Source organism: Candidatus Palibaumannia cicadellinicola (assembly GCF_001269425.1).
Classification (GTDB): Bacteria; Pseudomonadota; Gammaproteobacteria; order Enterobacterales; family Enterobacteriaceae; genus Baumannia; species Baumannia cicadellinicola_A.
Genome location: NZ_CP011787.1, coordinates 614,244 through 632,672, shown reverse-complemented (window position 1 = coordinate 632,672; position 18,429 = coordinate 614,244). Strand labels below are relative to the sequence as shown.

Sequence of the window (18,429 nt, the reverse complement as noted above, 5' to 3'; positions counted from 1 at the left end):
ATTATAACCTGAAAAGTTTTTTATAAATTAGTTAATGACTAAATAACTAGTTGAGTTGTGTAAAAAAATAATTTTTTTAAAAATATTAATACACTAACAATAATTACTAGTTTTAGTATAAAAATATAACATAATTTATTAAACAGTGCTGGAGACAATAGACTCCATTCTGTATAATGTCATGGCAATATATGATCATTTCACCTATACTCTAGTGAGAGTTTGCTATGCTACGTATTGCTAAAAAAGCACTTACTTTCGACGATGTTATGCTACTTCCTGCATATTCTAAGGTACTACCTAAAAAAGTAAATTTAGTTACGCAAGTAACTAAAAAAATTTTTATAAATATTCCTATGCTTGCAGCTGCAATGGATACAGTTACAGAATCAAGATTAGCTATTGCTTTAGCACAAGAAGGTGGCATTGGTTTTATTCATAAAAATATGTCTATCGAATGTCAATCAGATGAAGTAAAACGTGTCAAACGTCATGAAAGTGGTGTTTTAATTCACCCAAAATGTGTAACTCCTTATACTACAATATTAGAATTAAAAGTACTGACTGCTCGTAATGGTTTTGCTGGTTATCCAGTTGTTACTGATGCTAAAGAATTAGTTGGTATTATTACAGATCGTGACGTTCGTTGTGTCTCTGATCTCACTTTACCAGTAGCTACTTTTATGACTCCTAAAGATAGATTAGTTACAGTAAAAGAAGGAGAATTACGCGAAGTAGTTTTAATGAAAATGCATGAAAAACGTGTTGAAAAAGCGCTAGTTGTTGATAACAAATTTAATCTTATAGGCATGATTACAGTAAAAGATTTTCATAAAGCAGAAAAAAAACCTAATGCTTGTAAAGATCAAGAGGGTCGTTTATATGTTGGTGCAGCAGTTGGTGCTGGTGATTACAAAAGAGTAGAATCTTTAATTGCTGTAGGACTTGATATTCTACTAATTGATTCTTCACATGGTCACTCAGAAGGAGTACTACAATGTATACGTCAAATACGTAAAAAATATCCAGAACTAGAAATTATTGGTGGAAATATTGCAACTGGTGCTGGTGCACTTGCACTAATAGAAGCAGGAGTTAACGCAGTAAAAGTTGGTATTGGTCCTGGCTCTATATGCACGACACGTATCATTACTGGGGTAGGAGTACCACAAATTACTGCTATTGCTGAAGTGGTAGAAGCACTAGAAGGTAGTAATATTCCAGTAATTTCTGATGGGGGGATTCGTTTCTCAGGTGATATTGCTAAAGCGATTGCTGCTGGTGCTAATTGCGTTATGGTTGGCTCATTATTTGCTGGGACAGAAGAGTCACCGGGGGATATTGAACTATACCAAGGACGATCATACAAAACTTACAGGGGTATGGGTTCAGTAGGAGCTATGTCTCAAGGTTCATCTTATCGCTACTTCCAAACTAATCATGCTACCGATAAGTTAGTACCTGAAGGTATCGAAGGACGTGTAGCATACAAAGGAAGCTTAACGGAAGTAGTGCATCAACACATGGGAGGATTACGTTCCTGTATGGGACTAACTGGTTGTGCTTCTATCGAAGAATTACGCACAAAAGCAGAATTTGTCCGTATAAGTGGTGCTGGAATTAAAGAAAGCCATGTTCACGATGTAGATATAACTAAAGAACCACCTAACTATCGTATGTTATAAAATTGATTTCTAACAAAAAAATTAACCATGAATAATCATGCATCTCGCATTTTAATTATAAATTTTGGGTCGCAATATTCTCAGTTATTAGTTCGCAGAATACGTGAATTAGGAGTATATTCTGAAATAAGATCTTGGGATATAACTGAAGCGCAAATACGTGAATTTTCTCCATCTGGTATTATTCTGTCTGGGGGGCCAGAAAGTACTACAAATAATAATAGCCCACGTATTTCCGAGTATGTATTTAAGGCTGGTATACCAATATTAGGAATTTGCTATGGGATGCAAACTATAACTGTGCAGCTCGGTGGACAGGTAAAAAAAACAATTACAAATAGAGAATTTGGCTCTACTAAGTTAGTAGTAATTAAAGATAGTCCACTAGTACGTAATATGAAATATTATACAAATGAATATGGTCAATTATTATTAGATGTATGGATGAGTCATACTGATCATATTACTTCTATTCCCAAAAATTTTTTTTCTATTGCTAGCACTAAAAATTGTCCATTTGCTATTATTGCTAACGAAGACAAACTTATTTACGGGGTTCAATTTCATCCTGAAGTTACTCATACCAGTCAGGGACAACAAATTATTAAAAATTTTGTACTGGATATCTGCAACTGTAAAGCATTGTGGACACCCAAGCAGATTACAATTGATGCTATAAATTATATAAGAGAAAAAGTAGGTAACGAAAAAGTTATTTTGGGACTATCTGGTGGGGTAGATTCTACCGTTACCGCTATATTGTTACATAAGGCAATAGGCGATAATCTTACATGTATTTTTATTGATAATGGTTTGCTACGCCTTAATGAGGCAAATCAAGTATTAGAAATTTTTAGTAAAAATTTTGGTCTAAAGATAATATCTATTAAGTCAGAAAATCGTTTTTTAAGAGAGTTACATGGAATTTTTGATCCAGAAATAAAAAGAAAAACTATAGGAAGAGTTTTTATTGAAATTTTCGAAGAACAAGCACTAAGTTTAAAAAAACCGGTAAAATGGTTAGCACAAGGTACTATATACCCTGATATTATCGAATCTTCAGTTTCAACAGTAAGTATAAGTAAAACTAATGTAATTAAATCACATCACAATGTTGGTGGATTACCAAACAAACTAAAACTGAAACTCATAGAACCTATAAAAGAACTATTTAAAGATGAGGTGCGTAAAATAGGTATAGAACTAGGGTTACCGTATAATATGCTGTATCGTCATCCTTTTCCAGGACCAGGACTAGGAATTAGAGTATTAGGAGAAGTAAAAAAAGAATATTGTGATTTATTACGTAAAGCAGATTATATTTTTATCGAAGAACTTCATGAAGCTAATTTATACAATAAGTTAAGCCAAGCTTTTGCTGTTCTTTTACCGATATACTCAGTGGGAATTATGGGTGATAACCGTAAATATGAAAGAGTAATTGCATTACGTGCAGTAGAAACTATTGATTTTATGACTGCAAAATGGGCAAATATCCCTTATGAATTACTAGAAAAAATTTCTAATAGAATTATCAATGAAATATATGGTATTTCTCGTGTAGTATATGATATTTCTGGAAAACCACCTGCAACTATTGAATGGGAATAATTAACTAACTTGATTAAGTAACTTTAATATGTGTACTTAATAAGTATTATAAAAATTTTAGATTTTCAGCTTTAGGTAATTATATAAAATCATTAAGTACATGCTGAGTAGCAAAAAATAATTGCTGGGTACTGCACAAAATTAGTGCTAATTGTGTAGATACACAACTACAATCAGTACTGAGTGATGTACATATTGATAGATTAATAATTGGTTTACTATGCGCAAAAATATATAATTAGTGTAGTTGCTACTAGAAATAAAATTCTATTTATAGTTTTATATTATTTGATTGTATCTAAAAACTTTACAAAATTATTATATGATAATTAAATCTTTAGCATAACAAACTAACTATTACAATTAGTTTCTATTATTACATTTAATATACCTGAAGCAGCGGTATTATTAGGTTTTTCAATAGCTAAAAATGAACATAATAAAATATTTTATAAGGGTCGAAAATTACTACAGTTAGGTTGCAGTTCGTTCTGTACTCAGAAAATGTAGACACTTAATGGACTAATAATGTTATTATTTATTTGTTCAACATTTTTTACTTTTTACTAGTACACGTGTATGTACTAAGCATATTATAGAAATTTTGGTACATTTATTTACCTTAGTTTTAGCTATCAATAGTTAACTAACATCATTAAATAATAGCCAAGAAGGCATATCATTTAAACCCATAGCCTTATTAATAAATAACTGCTTAATACTAGGACTAGTATCCACTAGTTGTAAACCAATACCACGTAATAATTTTTTAAATGGATTATTTCCATCAAATAACCCCCTCACAACTTGTATGCCAGTTAGCATCTGCGCAACTTTATACTTACGATTACGTTCGTAACGTCGCAAAGACAAGTAGCTACCAATATCTTTACCAACTTTATTCAACTGATTAATTTGGCTTAATAATTCAGCTGTATCCATTAATCCTAGATTAACTCCCTGCCCTGCTAGTGGATGCATCGTATGAGCTGCATCACCAATTAGTACTAATCTATTAGCAACAAAATTACGTGCATAACTTGCCCTAATAGGTACAATATTACGTTCATCCTTAAGGGTACATAAACCTAAAGCTAAGTCATAAGATTTAGCTAATATTGCATTAAAATTTACTTCAGAGGTTACTAACAGCTGTTGTGCTAAATCTGAATTCATAGACCAAACAATAGCATTTAGATGTTTATCTACTAAAGGTAGTAATGCTAGAACACCATTACCATGAAATATTTGTCGCGCAATACCTTCATGCGGTAGTTCTGTACTAATAGTAGCTAATAATGCAGAATGTTTTTGATCCCAAAATGTAAGTGGAATATCTGCGTAATTTCGTAGCCAAGAATTAGCACCATCAGCTGCTACTACTAATTTAGAAGTAATTTTTTGATCATTATCTAGAGTCATTAATACTTCTTTGTTACCCCAGACTATATCACGTAATGAAGCTGAAGTTAATAATTTGCAATGATTCATTTTGCTAATGTTATCTAACATTGCTTGCTTAATTACATTATTTTCGATAATATAACCTAACTGTTGATAACCTACATTACCGCAATCAAAGGTAATTTTTCCAAAACTATCTTTATCCCAAACTTCTATTTGGTGATAAGGATTAGCACCTTTAGATAAAAGGTCATTCCATACTTGCAAATACTTTAGTAATAGGCTACTAGCTGTATTAATAGCTGATACTCTAATCTTACTACTATGTAATGATGTAAAAAATTCTTTCTGCTCAATAACTAATGTTCTTAAATTATTTTTTATTGCTCCGCAAGCTAATGCAAGACCAACTATACCACCACCATTTATTACTAGATCAAATTTGTGTATTTGCATAAATTATTTTATATTAACTATTATTATAATATTTGTCTTACTAATATATTACGTAAACATGGGATATTAGCAAAAGCAAATAGCCCTAAGTTAAGTCCTAATCTGATAATATTATTTTTATTAGTCAATAATTTAACTAATCCATCTGTTATACAAATAATTTTTTTTTGATCTAGCAGACGGCGTTGCTGATAACGTACTAATACAGCATAACTTCCTATATCATCGCCTTGTACTAATGCATTATTTAAAATTTCTGCTAGTGTTATTACATCTCTAAGACCAAGGTTAAAACCTTGACCTAGAATAGGATGTAAGGTTTGTGCTGCATTTCCTATTAGTGCTACACGATGAGTAATATGACGTTCAGCATAACATAACTTTAGATTATAATATTGTCTCGCTCTAACATCATTAATCTTTCCTAAACGCCACCCAAATTTTTTTTGTAATACCTGACAAAATTTTATATTATTCCAACTATATATTTCTGTTTTAAATTTATCAGGAAGACACCATATTAAAGAGCTATTACCTCCTTGTATTGGTAATAGTGCTAACGAACCATTGTTTATAGAAAACATTTCGAATGCATAGCCTCTATGGTGTAAAGATGTACTTACATCTGCTATAACAGCAATCTGCTTATAATTGATAGTATTCCAACGAATACCACTCATCACAGCTAATTTAGATAAAGTACCATCAGCTGCAACCATAAGTTGGGAAATTAATTGCTGACCATTATCAAGTGTCAGAATAGTATTCTGATTATTACGATTAATATTCTTTAATACAGCTGGACAATATATTTTGACCCCAGTGGATAATTGTAGTAAATTAAATAATTTTTTTTTAGCATGATTAATATTAATAACATAACCTAGTACTGGTAAATAGTAGTCGGCTGCATTAATACCTACTTTACTACAAGTACCACTATTACTGACTTCTACGTAGGTAATAGCAGTAGCATATGATGCTAATACTGACCAAATTCCAATAGATTTTAATTCACAACACGTACTATATGTAATAGCGATATAGCGATCACTCAAACTACTACTAAAACTACTATCTAGAGCAGGCATGACTGCTTCTATTACATTAATAGTAATATTTCCTTTAGTTAATTTCGAAAGAGCTAGTGCTAGCGTAGCACCAGTCAACCCACAACCTATAATAGTGACTGTCATAATTATAAACATTATCAACAAGTAGTAGTAAAATAAATTTTTTTAAATTAAAGCTTGATAATATTTTTCTTAAATTAGCTCCATTATATGGGTTATTTTAATATGCATATGTTACCATGATTATAGTTAACGTGGGAAAAATACAAAAAACTAACATGTCCGCACAACCAGTATAAATTAAAATTAATAATTTTAATTTAATTTTATTGTCTAACAACAGGAATCGTTAATGCAAGCAGTAAAATATATAAATAAGCAATTATAAAATATCACAATTAAAATTAAAGTCACAAATATATAAAAACTAATTTTTAGTGTGGCACTTCATATTATGAATAAACTAATACAAGAAAAAAAAACTAATCATTTAATTATACAAATATAAAAAAGTATTAACGTGGTAAAACAAACAATTGAGCCAGCATTAACATAAATATAAATGACTGATAAGAATCACAACTTCTTACTAAAGCAAAAAATTAGAAAACATGCGCGTTTACAACGTCTGTCATTGACAATGACACAACAAGATGAAGCTGCAAAAAGAGTTGCCAATATTATTGGGCAAGACAAAAGAATTAAAGAAGCAAATAACTTCGCAATATTTATATCTTTTGATGGTGAAATTAATACTAATTATTTAATAAATATGCTATGGAATAAAAACAAAAAAGTTTATCTCCCAGCATTACATCCATTGAAAAATAGACCTCTACTATTTATTAATTACACTCCTACTACTTCATTAGTAGTAAATAGACTAAATTTATACGAACCACCATTAGATTTTAAAAAAGTATTATCATTAGAACAAATAGATATTTTATTTATTCCTTTAGTGGCTTTTGACTATTATGGTAACAGACTTGGTATGGGAGGTGGTTTTTATGACAGAACTTTACAACAATATAATAATAAATTATCTTGTTTTATTATAGGTTTAGCGCATGACTGTCAATATTATACTACAATATCTTTACCAATAGACAGATGGGATGTACCATTACCAGAGATAATTACACCTTCATTCCATTTTAACTGGAATCAATCTTTTTATAATAAAAAACAAAACTAAAAAAATTTAACTTAATATGGTAATACCTTCCTCACTACTAATAAGTGCTATATCAGCGGGGCGTCTTGCAAAAAGACCAACAGTAACTACGCCTGGTATATTATTAATAATTTTTTCTAAGGCAATAGCATCTATAATTTTTAAATTATGGATATCTAAAATAATATTTCCGTTATCAGTAACAACACCTTTACGATATTTTGGTAACCCGTGAGTAAGCTGTACTAATTTTCTTGCTACAAAATTATAAGCCATTGGTATTACCTCTACCGGTAAAGGATAGTTACCTAATATTTCAACTTTTTTACTTTGATCTGCAATACAAATAAATTTACTAGCTGCTGATGCAAGAACTTTTTCACGTGTTAGTGCAGCACCACCTCCTTTAATCATCTGTAGATTTATATTTATTTCGTCGGTACCATCCACATATATATCTAGTGAATTAACATCGTTTAAATCAAAAATAAAAATACCTAAATTTTTTAATTTAGCAGTAGATACTTCAGAACTTGAAACTACTCCGTAAATTTTATTTTTTATTGTTGCTAGAGCTTCAATAAAATGATCAGTAGTAGATCCAGTACCTACTCCTATAATAGTATCTGATTTTATATATTTTAATGCTGCCCATCCAGCTGCTTTTTTCAGTTCATCTTTTGTCATAAGTATGATACTTAATATTTAAATTAATTTATTTTAAATTAATTTTAATTAAATTTATTAAAATAAATACTATTAAATAAATACAAAAAATATTATTACATATAATAATATTTATAATAAATTAAAAGAATTAAGTTCTTTAAAAGCTAATTCAAGCCGTTTAATCATAGATATTTGTCCAGCACGAAGCCAAATTCTTGGATCATAAAAATTTTTATTTGGTTGATTAGCATTGTTATAATGACCTATTTGACTCTGCAAATAATCTTTATTCTTGTTATAGTATTGAAGAATACCTTTCCAAGTAGCCCACTGTGTATCGGTATCAATATTCATTTTTACTACACCATAACTAATTGCTTCTTTAATATCTTCTTGCCTTGAACCAGAACCTCCATGGAATACTAAGTTAAGATAATTAGCTGGCAATCCGAATTTTGTAGAAACGTATTGCTGTGAATCATCTAATATTTTTGGAATAAGCTGCACATTACCAGGTTGGTATACTCCATGGACATTACCAAAAGCTGCTGCAATAGTAAAACGTTGGCTTATTAAATTTAGTTTTTCGTAGGCATAGGCAACATATTCCGGTTTAGTATATAGTTCATAGTGATTTAACTGACTACTATATTCGATACCATCTTCTTCGCCACCAGTACATCCTAGTTCAATTTCTAGTGTAATTTTTAGTTTCTCCATTTTTTCTAAGTATTCTGAACAAATTTTAATATTATCATCTAATGATTCTTCAGATAAATCTATCATATGAGATGAAAACAGTGGTTTACCATGAATATTAAAATATTTCTCATCGGCAACTAAAAGCTCATCTAGCCAAGGTAAATTTTTTTTTGAACAATGGTCAGTATGTAGCATAACTGGTACACCATAATATTCAGCCATTTGGTGTACGTGTAAAGCACCAGATATTGCGCCTAATACTGAAGCCGTGTGTCCTTTAGTATTGATACCTAAACCTGACATAAAAGCTGCTCCTCCATAAGAAAATTGCACAATAATCGGTGCACGTACTTTGACAGCAGCTTCCAATGAAGCATTTATAGAATCTGTACCTATACAATTAACAGCAGGTAAAGCACAATTGTTTTCTTTTATGATAGAAAATATTTTCTGAATATCATCACCAGTAATAACTCCTGGTTTTACTATATCTAAAATTTTAGACATCTTATTTTATCCTTATTTTCTATAAATTTGATTCATATTTTTTTGCATGTTCTTCAAGCATTATGACAGCAGGAAGTATGTTTCCTTCAACAAAGGAAAGAAAAGCACCACCACCTGTAGAAATATAAGAGATCTGATGATTTATCCTAAATAAATCAATAGCAGCTAAGGTATCTCCACCACCAGCAATAGAAAACGCTTCGCTTTCCGCAATAGCTCTAGCTAGTACTTCAGTACTTTTACGAAAATTAGGAAACTCAAATACTCCAACTGGACCGTTCCACAAAATAGTTTTAGCATTTTTTAATATGATCGCTAATCTAGCAGCAGATTCATCACCTAAATCAAGAATATGTTCGTTTTTATTAACATTAAGTATCGACTTTAAGGTTGCGATAGCAGTTTCAGAAAATTCAGTAGCTACACGAACATCAGTAGGAATCAAAATATTATTTTTATTAAGTAACTGTTTTGCTTGTAAAATAAAATTTTTTTCTAATAAGGATTGTCCAATATTATAACCCTGCGCAGCTAGGAATGTATTTGCGATACCACCTCCTATTATTACTTGATCAGATATTGTCGATAATTTATTCAAAATATTTAATTTAGTAGATACTTTTGAACCGCCAACTATAGCTATCATTGGACGCACTGGATTCTTTAGCACTTTACTGATTACTTCTAATTCATGTAAAAATAAATTACCAGCACAGGCAATTGGCACAAATTTACCTACACCATAAGTAGAAGCATGCATTCTGTGTGCCGTGCCAAAGGCATCCATAACAAAAATATCACATAGTGCTGCATATTGTTGTGCTAGTATATGGTTATTTTTCTGTTCCCCTTTATTAAAACGAACATTTTCTAGTACGACTAGTTCTCCTTGATTAAGATATAAACCATTAAGATAATTATGTACCAACCTAACTGGGGCAGAAATTTTCTGTTTTAGATAATTCACTACTGGTTTTAGAGAAAATTCAGCGTCATATTTACCTTCAATAGGTCTACCAAGATGAGATGTTACCATTACTCTTGCGCCTTGTTTTAGTGCGTTTTCTATAGTTGGTAAAGAAGCATTTATACGTGCATAAGAAGTAATTGTTCCTTTATTAATTGGCACATTAAGATCAGAACGAATCAACACACGTTTACCAGTTAAATGTATATCTGTCATATTAATGATAGTCATAATTAACTCGCTTAAATTTAATACAAAAATTATATTTTTATATAAAAATATAATAACATTAAATCATAATATATTTTTTTTTAAAATGATTTTCAATTAGTATTATTTTTACATTTAATTATACATTACGTGTTACTACTAATTTAGCTAAACTCTCTAATGCATCGCGATAAGGAGAAGGAGATAAACAGGTAAGACAAGTAATCGCTTTATCAACTTCTTCTTCAGCGCATTGTCTAGTATATTCTAATGAACCACACTGTTGCATAGTTTCTAGTACTTTATCCATTACATTTACATTTAATTTACTACTATTAACTTGTTGCATAATAACTTGACGAATAAATGATGACTGTATGGGTGTCCCATTACGCATAGCATGTAGTAGAGGTAAGGTAGGTTTACCTTCATTTAGATCATTACCATAATTTTTTCCTAAAATATTACAGTTATTACTATAATCTAATACATCATCAATTAGCTGAAATGCTGTCCCTAAATAACGACCGTAATTACGTAACTCAATTTCCTGATCTGGAAGTGCACCTGCTAGAACAGCGGAAGATTGTGAAGCTACTTCAAATAAACGTGCTGTTTTACTATAAATTACTCTCATATAACTTTCAGTAGTAATATTAGGATCTCTACAATTTATTAATTGAATTATTTCACCTTCTACAATAACGTTTACTGCTTCAGACATTAATTTAAGCACTCTTAGTGAATTTAGTGCTATTATCATCTGAAAAGCACGAGTATAAATAAAATCACCTACTAATATACTTGCGGCATTACCAAATATTATATTGGCGCTAGTTTTACCACGACGCATATTAGACTTATCGACTACATCATCGTGAAGTAATGTAGCAGTATGAATAAATTCTATTAGCGCAGCAACAGTGACATGCTGGTTGCCTTTATAATTCAATGCTAAAGCTGTTAGCAAAACAATCATTGGACGGATGCGCTTACCTCCACAACTAATAATATAATTAACTAACTGTTTTATAAGAATAATTTCTGAATACAGTTGATCATTAATAGCAGCATTAACATTTGCCATTTCCAGTGCAATGAGTTCATTAATTTTTTCAAAATTCATTTTGTTTGAAACATTATATTAATTTTTACTTATAGATTGTTTAGCTAATTGTACTGAAAAACTACTAATAAAAACTTGTTTTTAAAAAATAACTACGTATCATATTTTGTTGTTATTACAACAAATAGGGCACTATAAAGGAGTATTTTATGTACGCCATTTTTCAAAGTGGTGGTAAACAATACCGAGTAAGTGAAGGTCAAACTATCCGCCTTGAAAAGCTAAACATTGCAACTGGTAATACTGTGGAATTTGATAAAATTATGATGATAAATAGTGGTAATCATATTTATATCGGTAGTCCGATTGTTAATAATGGTAAAATTATTGCAAAAATAGTTAATCACGGTCGTAGTGATAAATTAAAAATTGTCAAGTTTCGTCGTCGCAAACACTTCCGCAAGCATCATGGTCATCGTCAGTGGTTTACTGACGTTGAAGTTACCAGTGTAAGCTTTTAACTTAACTCAACAAAAGAAAATAAACTCATGGCACATAAAAAAGCTGGTGGCTCTACACGTAATGGTCGGGATTCTGAGAGTAAACGACTAGGAGTCAAGTGTTTTGGTAATGAATTAGTGAAAGCTGGTAGTATTATTGTTCGTCAACGTGGAACAACATACCACCCAGGAACTAACGTTGGTTGTGGTAAAGATTATACCCTTTTTGCTCTAACTAAGGGTAAAGTACAGTTTAAGGTTAAGGGTAAAAGAATAAATCATCGTACATTTGTTAATATTATTACTAATTTATAAATATTATAGTATATATACGATAATTATATCTGGATTACTAAATAATATGAAATTTATTGATGAAGCAGCTATTGTAGTAACTGCCGGTAACGGGGGCAGTGGTTGCGTAAGTTTTCGTCGTGCAAAAGGTATTACTTTAGGAAGTCCTGAAGGAGGTAACGGTGGTGATGGTGGTAATGTTTGGCTACAAGCTGATGAAAATATTAATACCCTAATTGATTATCATTTTGAAAAAAATTTTTTTGCAGAAAATGGTAAAAAAGGTCAAGGGAGTAATTGTACAGGTAAAAGTGGTAAAGATTTAATAGTTAAAGTACCAGTAGGTACTAGAGTATTGGATCAAAATAATAATGAAATTATATGTGATATGATTTTTCATAATCAACGTTTCTTGGTTGCTAAAGGGGGTTTTCATGGTTTAGGTAATACTCATTTTAAATCTTCTATTAATAGAATTCCACGTCAGAAAACAGATGGTACTAAGGGTGAAATTCGCCAGCTTAAACTAGAGCTAATATTACTAGCTGATGTTGGTTTACTAGGTTTACCTAATGCAGGTAAGTCTACATTTCTTCGTGCCGTATCAGCAGCTAAACCTAAAGTAGCTAATTATCCATTTACTACGCTAGTGCCAAATTTAGGTGTAGTAAAAATAAAGAAAAATAATAGTTTTATTATGGCAGATATTCCAGGCCTTATTAAAGGTGCAGCTGATGGTGCTGGTCTAGGTACTAGATTTTTAAAACATCTAGAACGTTGTCGACTACTTTTACACTTGGTTGATTTAGAACCTATAGATCAATCAGATCCATTAGAAAATGCTAATATTATTAGAAATGAGTTAAAATATTACAACGAAAAATTAGCTAATAAACCATGTTGGTTAGTTTTTACTAAAGTAGATTTATTTAGGAATAAAACCAAATTACAAGACAAAGCTCAAGCTATAGCAGAAATATTTAATAATAAAACAAAATATAATTATTATTTAATTTCTTCTGCTAATAATTATGGAATTAAATTATTATGTTTAGATATAATGATGTTTATTAAAAATCAAAAAAACCAGCCAGTAGAACAAGAAACGCAAGAACAAATAAATTTTATTTGGAGATAAAGATTTTTTAAATTAATACTTAAAGTGTGTAATTAAACTAATTTAGTTATTTTTATATAAATCTTTATATAGCCTATATTAAAAATTAATTAATTAAATATACTTATTAGTATGCTTATTTGGTAGCAGCGAAGCTGTATAGCTAGATATATACTGGACAAAGACTAGACGATTACCACTATAAGTAGTAAGAAAACCAGCTAGATTATAAACTCATTGTAAAGATCCAGTTTTAGCTGATAATTTACCATCTACTCCTGCTTAATGTAGACCATAACGATACATTAGTGTACCATCATAACCTGATAAATGTAACATAGATATGAAATCTAGTTTTTGATCATTATTACCAATATATTGCAGAACTTTCATCATAGTAGATGGAGAAATTAAATTTAAGCGTGATAAACCATATCCATCAACCTGAATTGTATTATCGAGATCAATGCTAGCTTTTTGATGTAATATTTTACGTACTGCGTCAGATCCAGTACGCCAGCTTCCAGGTACTTTAACGTATTAATGAAAAATAATACGAAATATAGTATCGGCAATCAAATTATCTGATGTTTTGAACATAAGATGTAATAAATCATGTAATGGGGCTGAAAAAGATTGCGCTAGAACCTTACAAGGTTTATGAGTATTAGGAGGTTTATTTTTTAGTTTAATAGTACCATTGAGTTGTATATTAGCCTGCTTTAGTTCTTCCTTTAAAATCGAACCAACATAGCTCGCGCTATCTTGTACTGCAAAACGCAAAACTAAGTAAGATAGGATCTTAACGCTGATTAATACAACCGTTAAAAGTAAAAATATTTAGCTCACCTGGTATAATATCAAGCTCACAGTAATTTTTTGCTTCATTATTAATAGTACGTACTTTTTTATTTTTACATGATAGTAAGAAGAAAGACTAATAAAAGTTCTTTCACCTACAGTACCGCTGTATAGAGAAATAGAAACACAGTGTCTATCGATGATAGCTGCTCCTGGAGCAGTGCTGAAACATTGGATTCAATCATTCCATAGCCAACCAGGGGCTTTATCATTAATTGCAAATACCGATGTATCAATTATTAGGTTACCAGTAATAATTTTTATACCATGTTTTCGTAGTGCTGCTACCATAGTACGTAGTCGTTTACGAGTAAAAGTAGGATCACCGCTAAAGCGTGCAATAATATTACTGTTTAATACTCCTTATGATACTGGAAAATTTGCTTCAAAAATAGTATTAAATCGATAGTTTGGTCCTAGTTGTAGTAGTGCTGCTAGCGCTGTTAATAGTTTAATAGTACTAGCTGGTAGCGCTAGCTGCTTACTATTTTAATCAATAGTTGGCTGCTGTGCCCCTAATTTTTGCACAATTAAAGCAAGTTTAGTACCTTTTGGTAAATATTATGTGTAGTTTACCACAGATACAGCAGCTTGAGCATATATAATAAAAAAGCTGGTACAGCAGCATTTGATAATTTTTAAAACACGCATAATTATTATAGTGAATGAATAAACACTGTGTACAGTGTTTATAGTAATACTACTAGTTACTAGTACATTATAATTTAATTATAGGAATAAAATCAATCGTAACAACAAACTCCAACAGTATTTCAGTCTTTCAATAAAATAGTATTACGTTAGTATAGCAGCTACTACAGCAGTAGAGTTACAATTAAAGTAAAGGTATAATTAATTATGATGAATCAAACTCCTATGACTAGGCGCGGCGCTGAAAAGCTGCGTAAAGAACTAAATTACTTAAAAAATATACGCAGAGCTGAAATTATTCGTGATCTTACAGAAGCACGTGAATATGGCGATTTAAAAGAAAATGCAGAATATCACTCTGCGCGTGAACAGCAAAGTTTTTGCGAAGGACGTATTCAGGAAATAGAAGCTAAACTTGCTAATGCTCAAATTATTGATATCAATCAGATATCTCCTAGTAACCGTGTAATTTTCGGTGCGACGGTAAGCGTGAATAACCTGAATATTAAAGAGCCACAAACCTATCGGATAGTTGGTGATGATGAGGCAGATTTTAAACATAATATGATATCAATTAATTCACCAATTGCTCGCGGTCTAATAGGTAATAAAGAGGGTGATATCGTTATTATTAATACACCTGGTGGTGAAGTTAAATATCATATTTTAAAAGTAGAATATATTTCAGAATAAAGAATATTGTTAATGTTAATATATTGGTATTGAAAATTTAGTCTGTTATCGCCATCTTATGTACATCTAGAACAATATGATAACAATATAAGTAAGTAATACTGATAATTGGTAAAATCTTTTTACAGTATATTAATGGTAATCTATTGAAAAAAATGGTTGTAAAAAAAAAGTCAGCTAATTCAAAAATCTGGCTGCAAGCACATTTTAAAGATCAATACGTTGTACAAGCAAAAAAAATAAACTACGTTCTCGTGCTTGGTTTAAACTTAATGAAATACAAAAAAATTAACAAAATATTATATTCTTGCATAACTGTAGTAGATCTTGGTGCAGCACCTGGTAGTTGGTCACAATATGTATCTACTAAAATTGGTAGTAAAGGGCGTATTATTGCCTGTGATATTCTTCCGATGCATCCGTTATTAGGGGTCAATTTTGTACAGGGGGACTTCTGCAATAATGAAGTATTCAACACTATTAAAAGTGTTGTTGGAAATAAAAAAGTTCAAGTAATTTTGTCAGATATTGCACCTAATATTAGTGGTTTGCCAGCAGTAGATATTCCAAAATCTATTTATTTAGTAGAACGAGCATTACAAATGTGTCAAGATATTTTGATTCCAGGTGGAAGTTTTATAGTAAAAGTATTTCATGGAGAGGGGTTTGATGATTTGATGCTAAAAATACTATCTTTATTTAATCAAGTAAAAATTTTTAAACCATATGCTTCCAGTTCTAGTTCTAGAGAAATATACCTTGTAGCGAAGGAGCGCAAAATATAATACTCTATTATGCAAAAATTGTTAAAGTTGTTTTAATATGAGGTTAATCTCTTGAGTGACATTGCTAAGAACTTAATTCTTTGGTTAGTCATTGCAATAGTGCTGATGTCTTTATTCCAGAACTTCGGGCCTAGCGAATCAAATGTACGTAAAGTAGATTACACTACTTTTATGTCCGAATTAAATCAAGACCAAGTTAGGGAAGTACATATTCATGGTCGTGAAATTACTGTGACCAAAAAAGATAGTCATAGTTATATGACATTGATTCCTATCAATGATCCAAAACTATTAGATATTCTTTTAACAAAAAACGTTAAAGTAATTGGTAAACAACCGGAAGAACCTAGTTTGATAGCATCAATATTAATATCTTGGTTTCCGATGTTATTACTAATTGGGGTATGGATCTTTTTTATGCGGCAAATTCAGGGTGGCGGTAAAGGGGTCATTTTCTTCGGAAAGAGTAAAGCTAGGATGCTAACAGAAGATAAAATAACAACTACCTTTGCCGATGTTGCTGGTTGCGATGAAGCGAAGGAAGAAGTAAGCGAGTTAGTAGATTACCTAAGAGAACCTAGTCGTTTTCAAAAACTTGGTGGAAAAATCCCTAAGGGAGTGTTAATGGTGGGACCACCCGGTACTGGTAAAACTTTACTAGCTAAAGCTATCGCTGGAGAGGCAAAAGTACCATTTTTTACTATATCTGGTTCTGATTTTGTAGAAATGTTTGTAGGGGTAGGTGCATCTCGCGTGCGAGATATGTTTGATCAAGCAAAAAAAGCAGCCCCATGTATTATTTTTATTGATGAAATAGATGCCGTAGGTCGTCAGCGGGGGACAGGACTAGGAGGTGGTCACGACGAACGTGAACAAACATTAAACCAAATGTTAGTAGAAATGGATGGCTTTGAAGGTAATGAAGGTATTAGCATTATCGCTGCTACCAACAGACCTGATGTTTTAGACCCTGCTTTATTACGTCCTGGACGTTTTGACCGTCAGGTAATAGTTGGTCTACCTGATGTACGTGGGCGTGAAAATATTCTTAAAGTACATATGCGCCGTGTTCCGCTAGCCTCAGATATAAACGTGTCAGTAATTGCTCGTGGAACACCTGGTTTTTCAGGTGCAGATTTAGCTAATTTAGTAAATGAAGCAGCACTGTTTGCAGCTCGTTACCATAAAAATGTAGTCTCCATGGGAGAATTTGAAAAAGCTAAAGACAAAATTATGATGGGTGCAGAACGACGTTCTATGGTAATGACTGAAGTACAGAAAGAGTCTACCGCATATCATGAAGCAGGCCATGCTCTTATTGGAAGATTAGTACCAGATCATGATCCAGTACATAAAGTTACTATTATTCCACGTGGTCGTGCTCTAGGAATAACTTTTTTCTTACCTGAAGGAGATACTATTAGCGCTAGTCGTCAAAAACTAGAAAGCCAAATTTCTACTTTATACGGTGGACGTATAGCAGAAGAAATAATATATGGTCCAGCTAAAGTATCTACAGGAGCATCTAACGATATTAAAGTAGCTACTTCTATTGCTCGTAATATGGTTACTCAATGGGGATTTTCCGATAAATTAGGCCCACTGTTGTATACAGAAGAAGATAGTGAAGTATTTTTAGGACGTTCAGTTGCTAAAACTAAACATATGTCAGATGAAACAGCACGTATTATTGATCAAGAAATAAAGTTAATCATTGATCGTAACTACCTACGCGCAAAAATACTTTTGACTGAAAATATTGATATTCTACATGCTATGAAAGATGCTTTGATGAAATATGAAACTATTGATGCCCCACAAATTGATGATTTAATGGAACGTAAATGTTCCGTACGTCAACCAGCAGGTTGGGATGATCATAATTGTGAAATTAACAGCAGCTCCTTAGCTACTACTAAGATAAAATCATGGATTTATATGCCATGCAATATTGACCTAATCGAGAACCATATTCTATCTAATAATAGTAATGTTATTTAA

The 18,429-nt window shown here is 31.4% G+C and carries 15 protein-coding genes and 1 pseudogene; 9 read left to right on the top strand and 7 right to left on the bottom strand.

Features of this window, described 5'->3' with window-relative positions; genetic code table 11:
* The first annotated feature begins 227 nt into the window (after positions 1 to 227).
* Positions 228 to 1,685: an IMP dehydrogenase gene (gene guaB / locus AB162_RS02885; RefSeq protein WP_053097348.1), complete on the top strand. Its 1,458-nt coding sequence runs from the start codon at positions 228 to 230 to the stop codon at positions 1,683 to 1,685.
* 27 nt (positions 1,686 to 1,712) lie between these two features.
* Positions 1,713 to 3,296, top strand: coding sequence for a glutamine-hydrolyzing GMP synthase (gene guaA / locus AB162_RS02880; RefSeq protein ID WP_053097347.1), 1,584 nt, complete (start codon positions 1,713 to 1,715; stop codon positions 3,294 to 3,296).
* A gap of 642 nt (positions 3,297 to 3,938) precedes the next feature.
* On the opposite strand, the gene AB162_RS02875 is transcribed toward guaA, so the two are convergent.
* Both AB162_RS02875 and ubiH read right to left on the bottom strand, forming a co-directional pair.
* Positions 3,939 to 5,150 carry an FAD-dependent monooxygenase gene (locus AB162_RS02875; RefSeq protein ID WP_156214001.1) on the bottom strand — a complete coding sequence of 404 codons (1,212 nt, stop codon included), beginning with the start codon at positions 5,148 to 5,150 and terminating at the stop codon, positions 3,939 to 3,941.
* A 29-nt stretch (positions 5,151 to 5,179) separates the two neighbouring features.
* A complete protein-coding gene (gene ubiH, locus AB162_RS02870; RefSeq protein ID WP_053097343.1) occupies positions 5,180 to 6,352 on the bottom strand; it encodes a 2-octaprenyl-6-methoxyphenyl hydroxylase in 1,173 nt (390 codons plus the stop codon).
* A gap of 439 nt (positions 6,353 to 6,791) precedes the next feature.
* On the opposite strand from ubiH, the gene AB162_RS02865 reads away from it, so the two are divergent.
* Positions 6,792 to 7,427 (top strand): 5-formyltetrahydrofolate cyclo-ligase, encoded by a 636-nt coding sequence (locus AB162_RS02865; protein ID WP_053097340.1) that lies wholly within the window; start codon positions 6,792 to 6,794, stop codon positions 7,425 to 7,427.
* 6 nt (positions 7,428 to 7,433) lie between these two features.
* Here the strand turns inward: AB162_RS02865 and rpiA are convergent, their stop codons facing one another.
* The 4 genes from rpiA to ispB all read right to left on the bottom strand — a co-directional run bounded on the left by rpiA (position 7,434) and on the right by ispB (position 11,587).
* Positions 7,434 to 8,093: a ribose-5-phosphate isomerase RpiA gene (rpiA, locus tag AB162_RS02860; RefSeq protein ID WP_053097338.1), complete on the bottom strand. Its 660-nt coding sequence runs from the start codon at positions 8,091 to 8,093 to the stop codon at positions 7,434 to 7,436.
* Positions 8,094 to 8,204: 111 nt separating this feature from the next.
* Positions 8,205 to 9,284, bottom strand: a complete 1,080-nt coding sequence (gene fbaA, locus AB162_RS02855) for a class II fructose-bisphosphate aldolase (protein WP_053097336.1) — start codon at positions 9,282 to 9,284, stop codon at positions 8,205 to 8,207.
* A gap of 19 nt (positions 9,285 to 9,303) precedes the next feature.
* Complete coding sequence (locus AB162_RS02850; protein ID WP_053097334.1) at positions 9,304 to 10,482, bottom strand: phosphoglycerate kinase; 1,179 nt, start codon at positions 10,480 to 10,482, stop codon at positions 9,304 to 9,306.
* Between the two features lie 118 nt (positions 10,483 to 10,600).
* On the bottom strand, positions 10,601 to 11,587 hold the full coding sequence (gene ispB / locus AB162_RS02845; RefSeq protein ID WP_053097331.1) for an octaprenyl diphosphate synthase: 987 nt from the start codon (positions 11,585 to 11,587) through the stop codon (positions 10,601 to 10,603).
* Positions 11,588 to 11,736: 149 nt separating this feature from the next.
* On the opposite strand from ispB, the gene rplU reads away from it, so the two are divergent.
* Genes rplU through cgtA form a run of 3 tightly spaced genes read left to right on the top strand, consistent with a single transcriptional unit; the run spans position 11,737 to position 13,459 of the window.
* A complete protein-coding gene (rplU, locus tag AB162_RS02840; RefSeq protein ID WP_053097330.1) occupies positions 11,737 to 12,048 on the top strand; it encodes a 50S ribosomal protein L21 in 312 nt (103 codons plus the stop codon).
* Positions 12,049 to 12,075: 27 nt separating this feature from the next.
* A complete protein-coding gene (rpmA, locus tag AB162_RS02835) occupies positions 12,076 to 12,342 on the top strand; it encodes a 50S ribosomal protein L27 (protein ID WP_053097328.1) in 267 nt (88 codons plus the stop codon).
* A 46-nt stretch (positions 12,343 to 12,388) separates the two neighbouring features.
* On the top strand, positions 12,389 to 13,459 hold the full coding sequence (cgtA, locus tag AB162_RS02830) for an Obg family GTPase CgtA (RefSeq protein WP_053097413.1): 1,071 nt from the start codon (positions 12,389 to 12,391) through the stop codon (positions 13,457 to 13,459).
* 93 nt (positions 13,460 to 13,552) lie between these two features.
* Here cgtA and dacB read toward each other — a convergent pair.
* Positions 13,553 to 14,959, bottom strand: a pseudogene (dacB, locus tag AB162_RS02825) (serine-type D-Ala-D-Ala carboxypeptidase).
* A 201-nt stretch (positions 14,960 to 15,160) separates the two neighbouring features.
* On the opposite strand from dacB, the gene greA reads away from it, so the two are divergent.
* The 3 genes from greA (at position 15,161) to ftsH (ending at position 18,429) form a co-directional block, all read left to right on the top strand.
* Positions 15,161 to 15,643 carry a transcription elongation factor GreA gene (greA, locus tag AB162_RS02820; RefSeq protein ID WP_053097412.1) on the top strand — a complete coding sequence of 161 codons (483 nt, stop codon included), beginning with the start codon at positions 15,161 to 15,163 and terminating at the stop codon, positions 15,641 to 15,643.
* A gap of 155 nt (positions 15,644 to 15,798) precedes the next feature.
* Complete coding sequence (rlmE, locus tag AB162_RS02815; protein ID WP_260080552.1) at positions 15,799 to 16,428, top strand: 23S rRNA (uridine(2552)-2'-O)-methyltransferase RlmE; 630 nt, start codon at positions 15,799 to 15,801, stop codon at positions 16,426 to 16,428.
* Between the two features lie 60 nt (positions 16,429 to 16,488).
* Positions 16,489 to 18,429: an ATP-dependent zinc metalloprotease FtsH gene (gene ftsH, locus AB162_RS02810; protein WP_156214000.1), complete on the top strand. Its 1,941-nt coding sequence runs from the start codon at positions 16,489 to 16,491 to the stop codon at positions 18,427 to 18,429.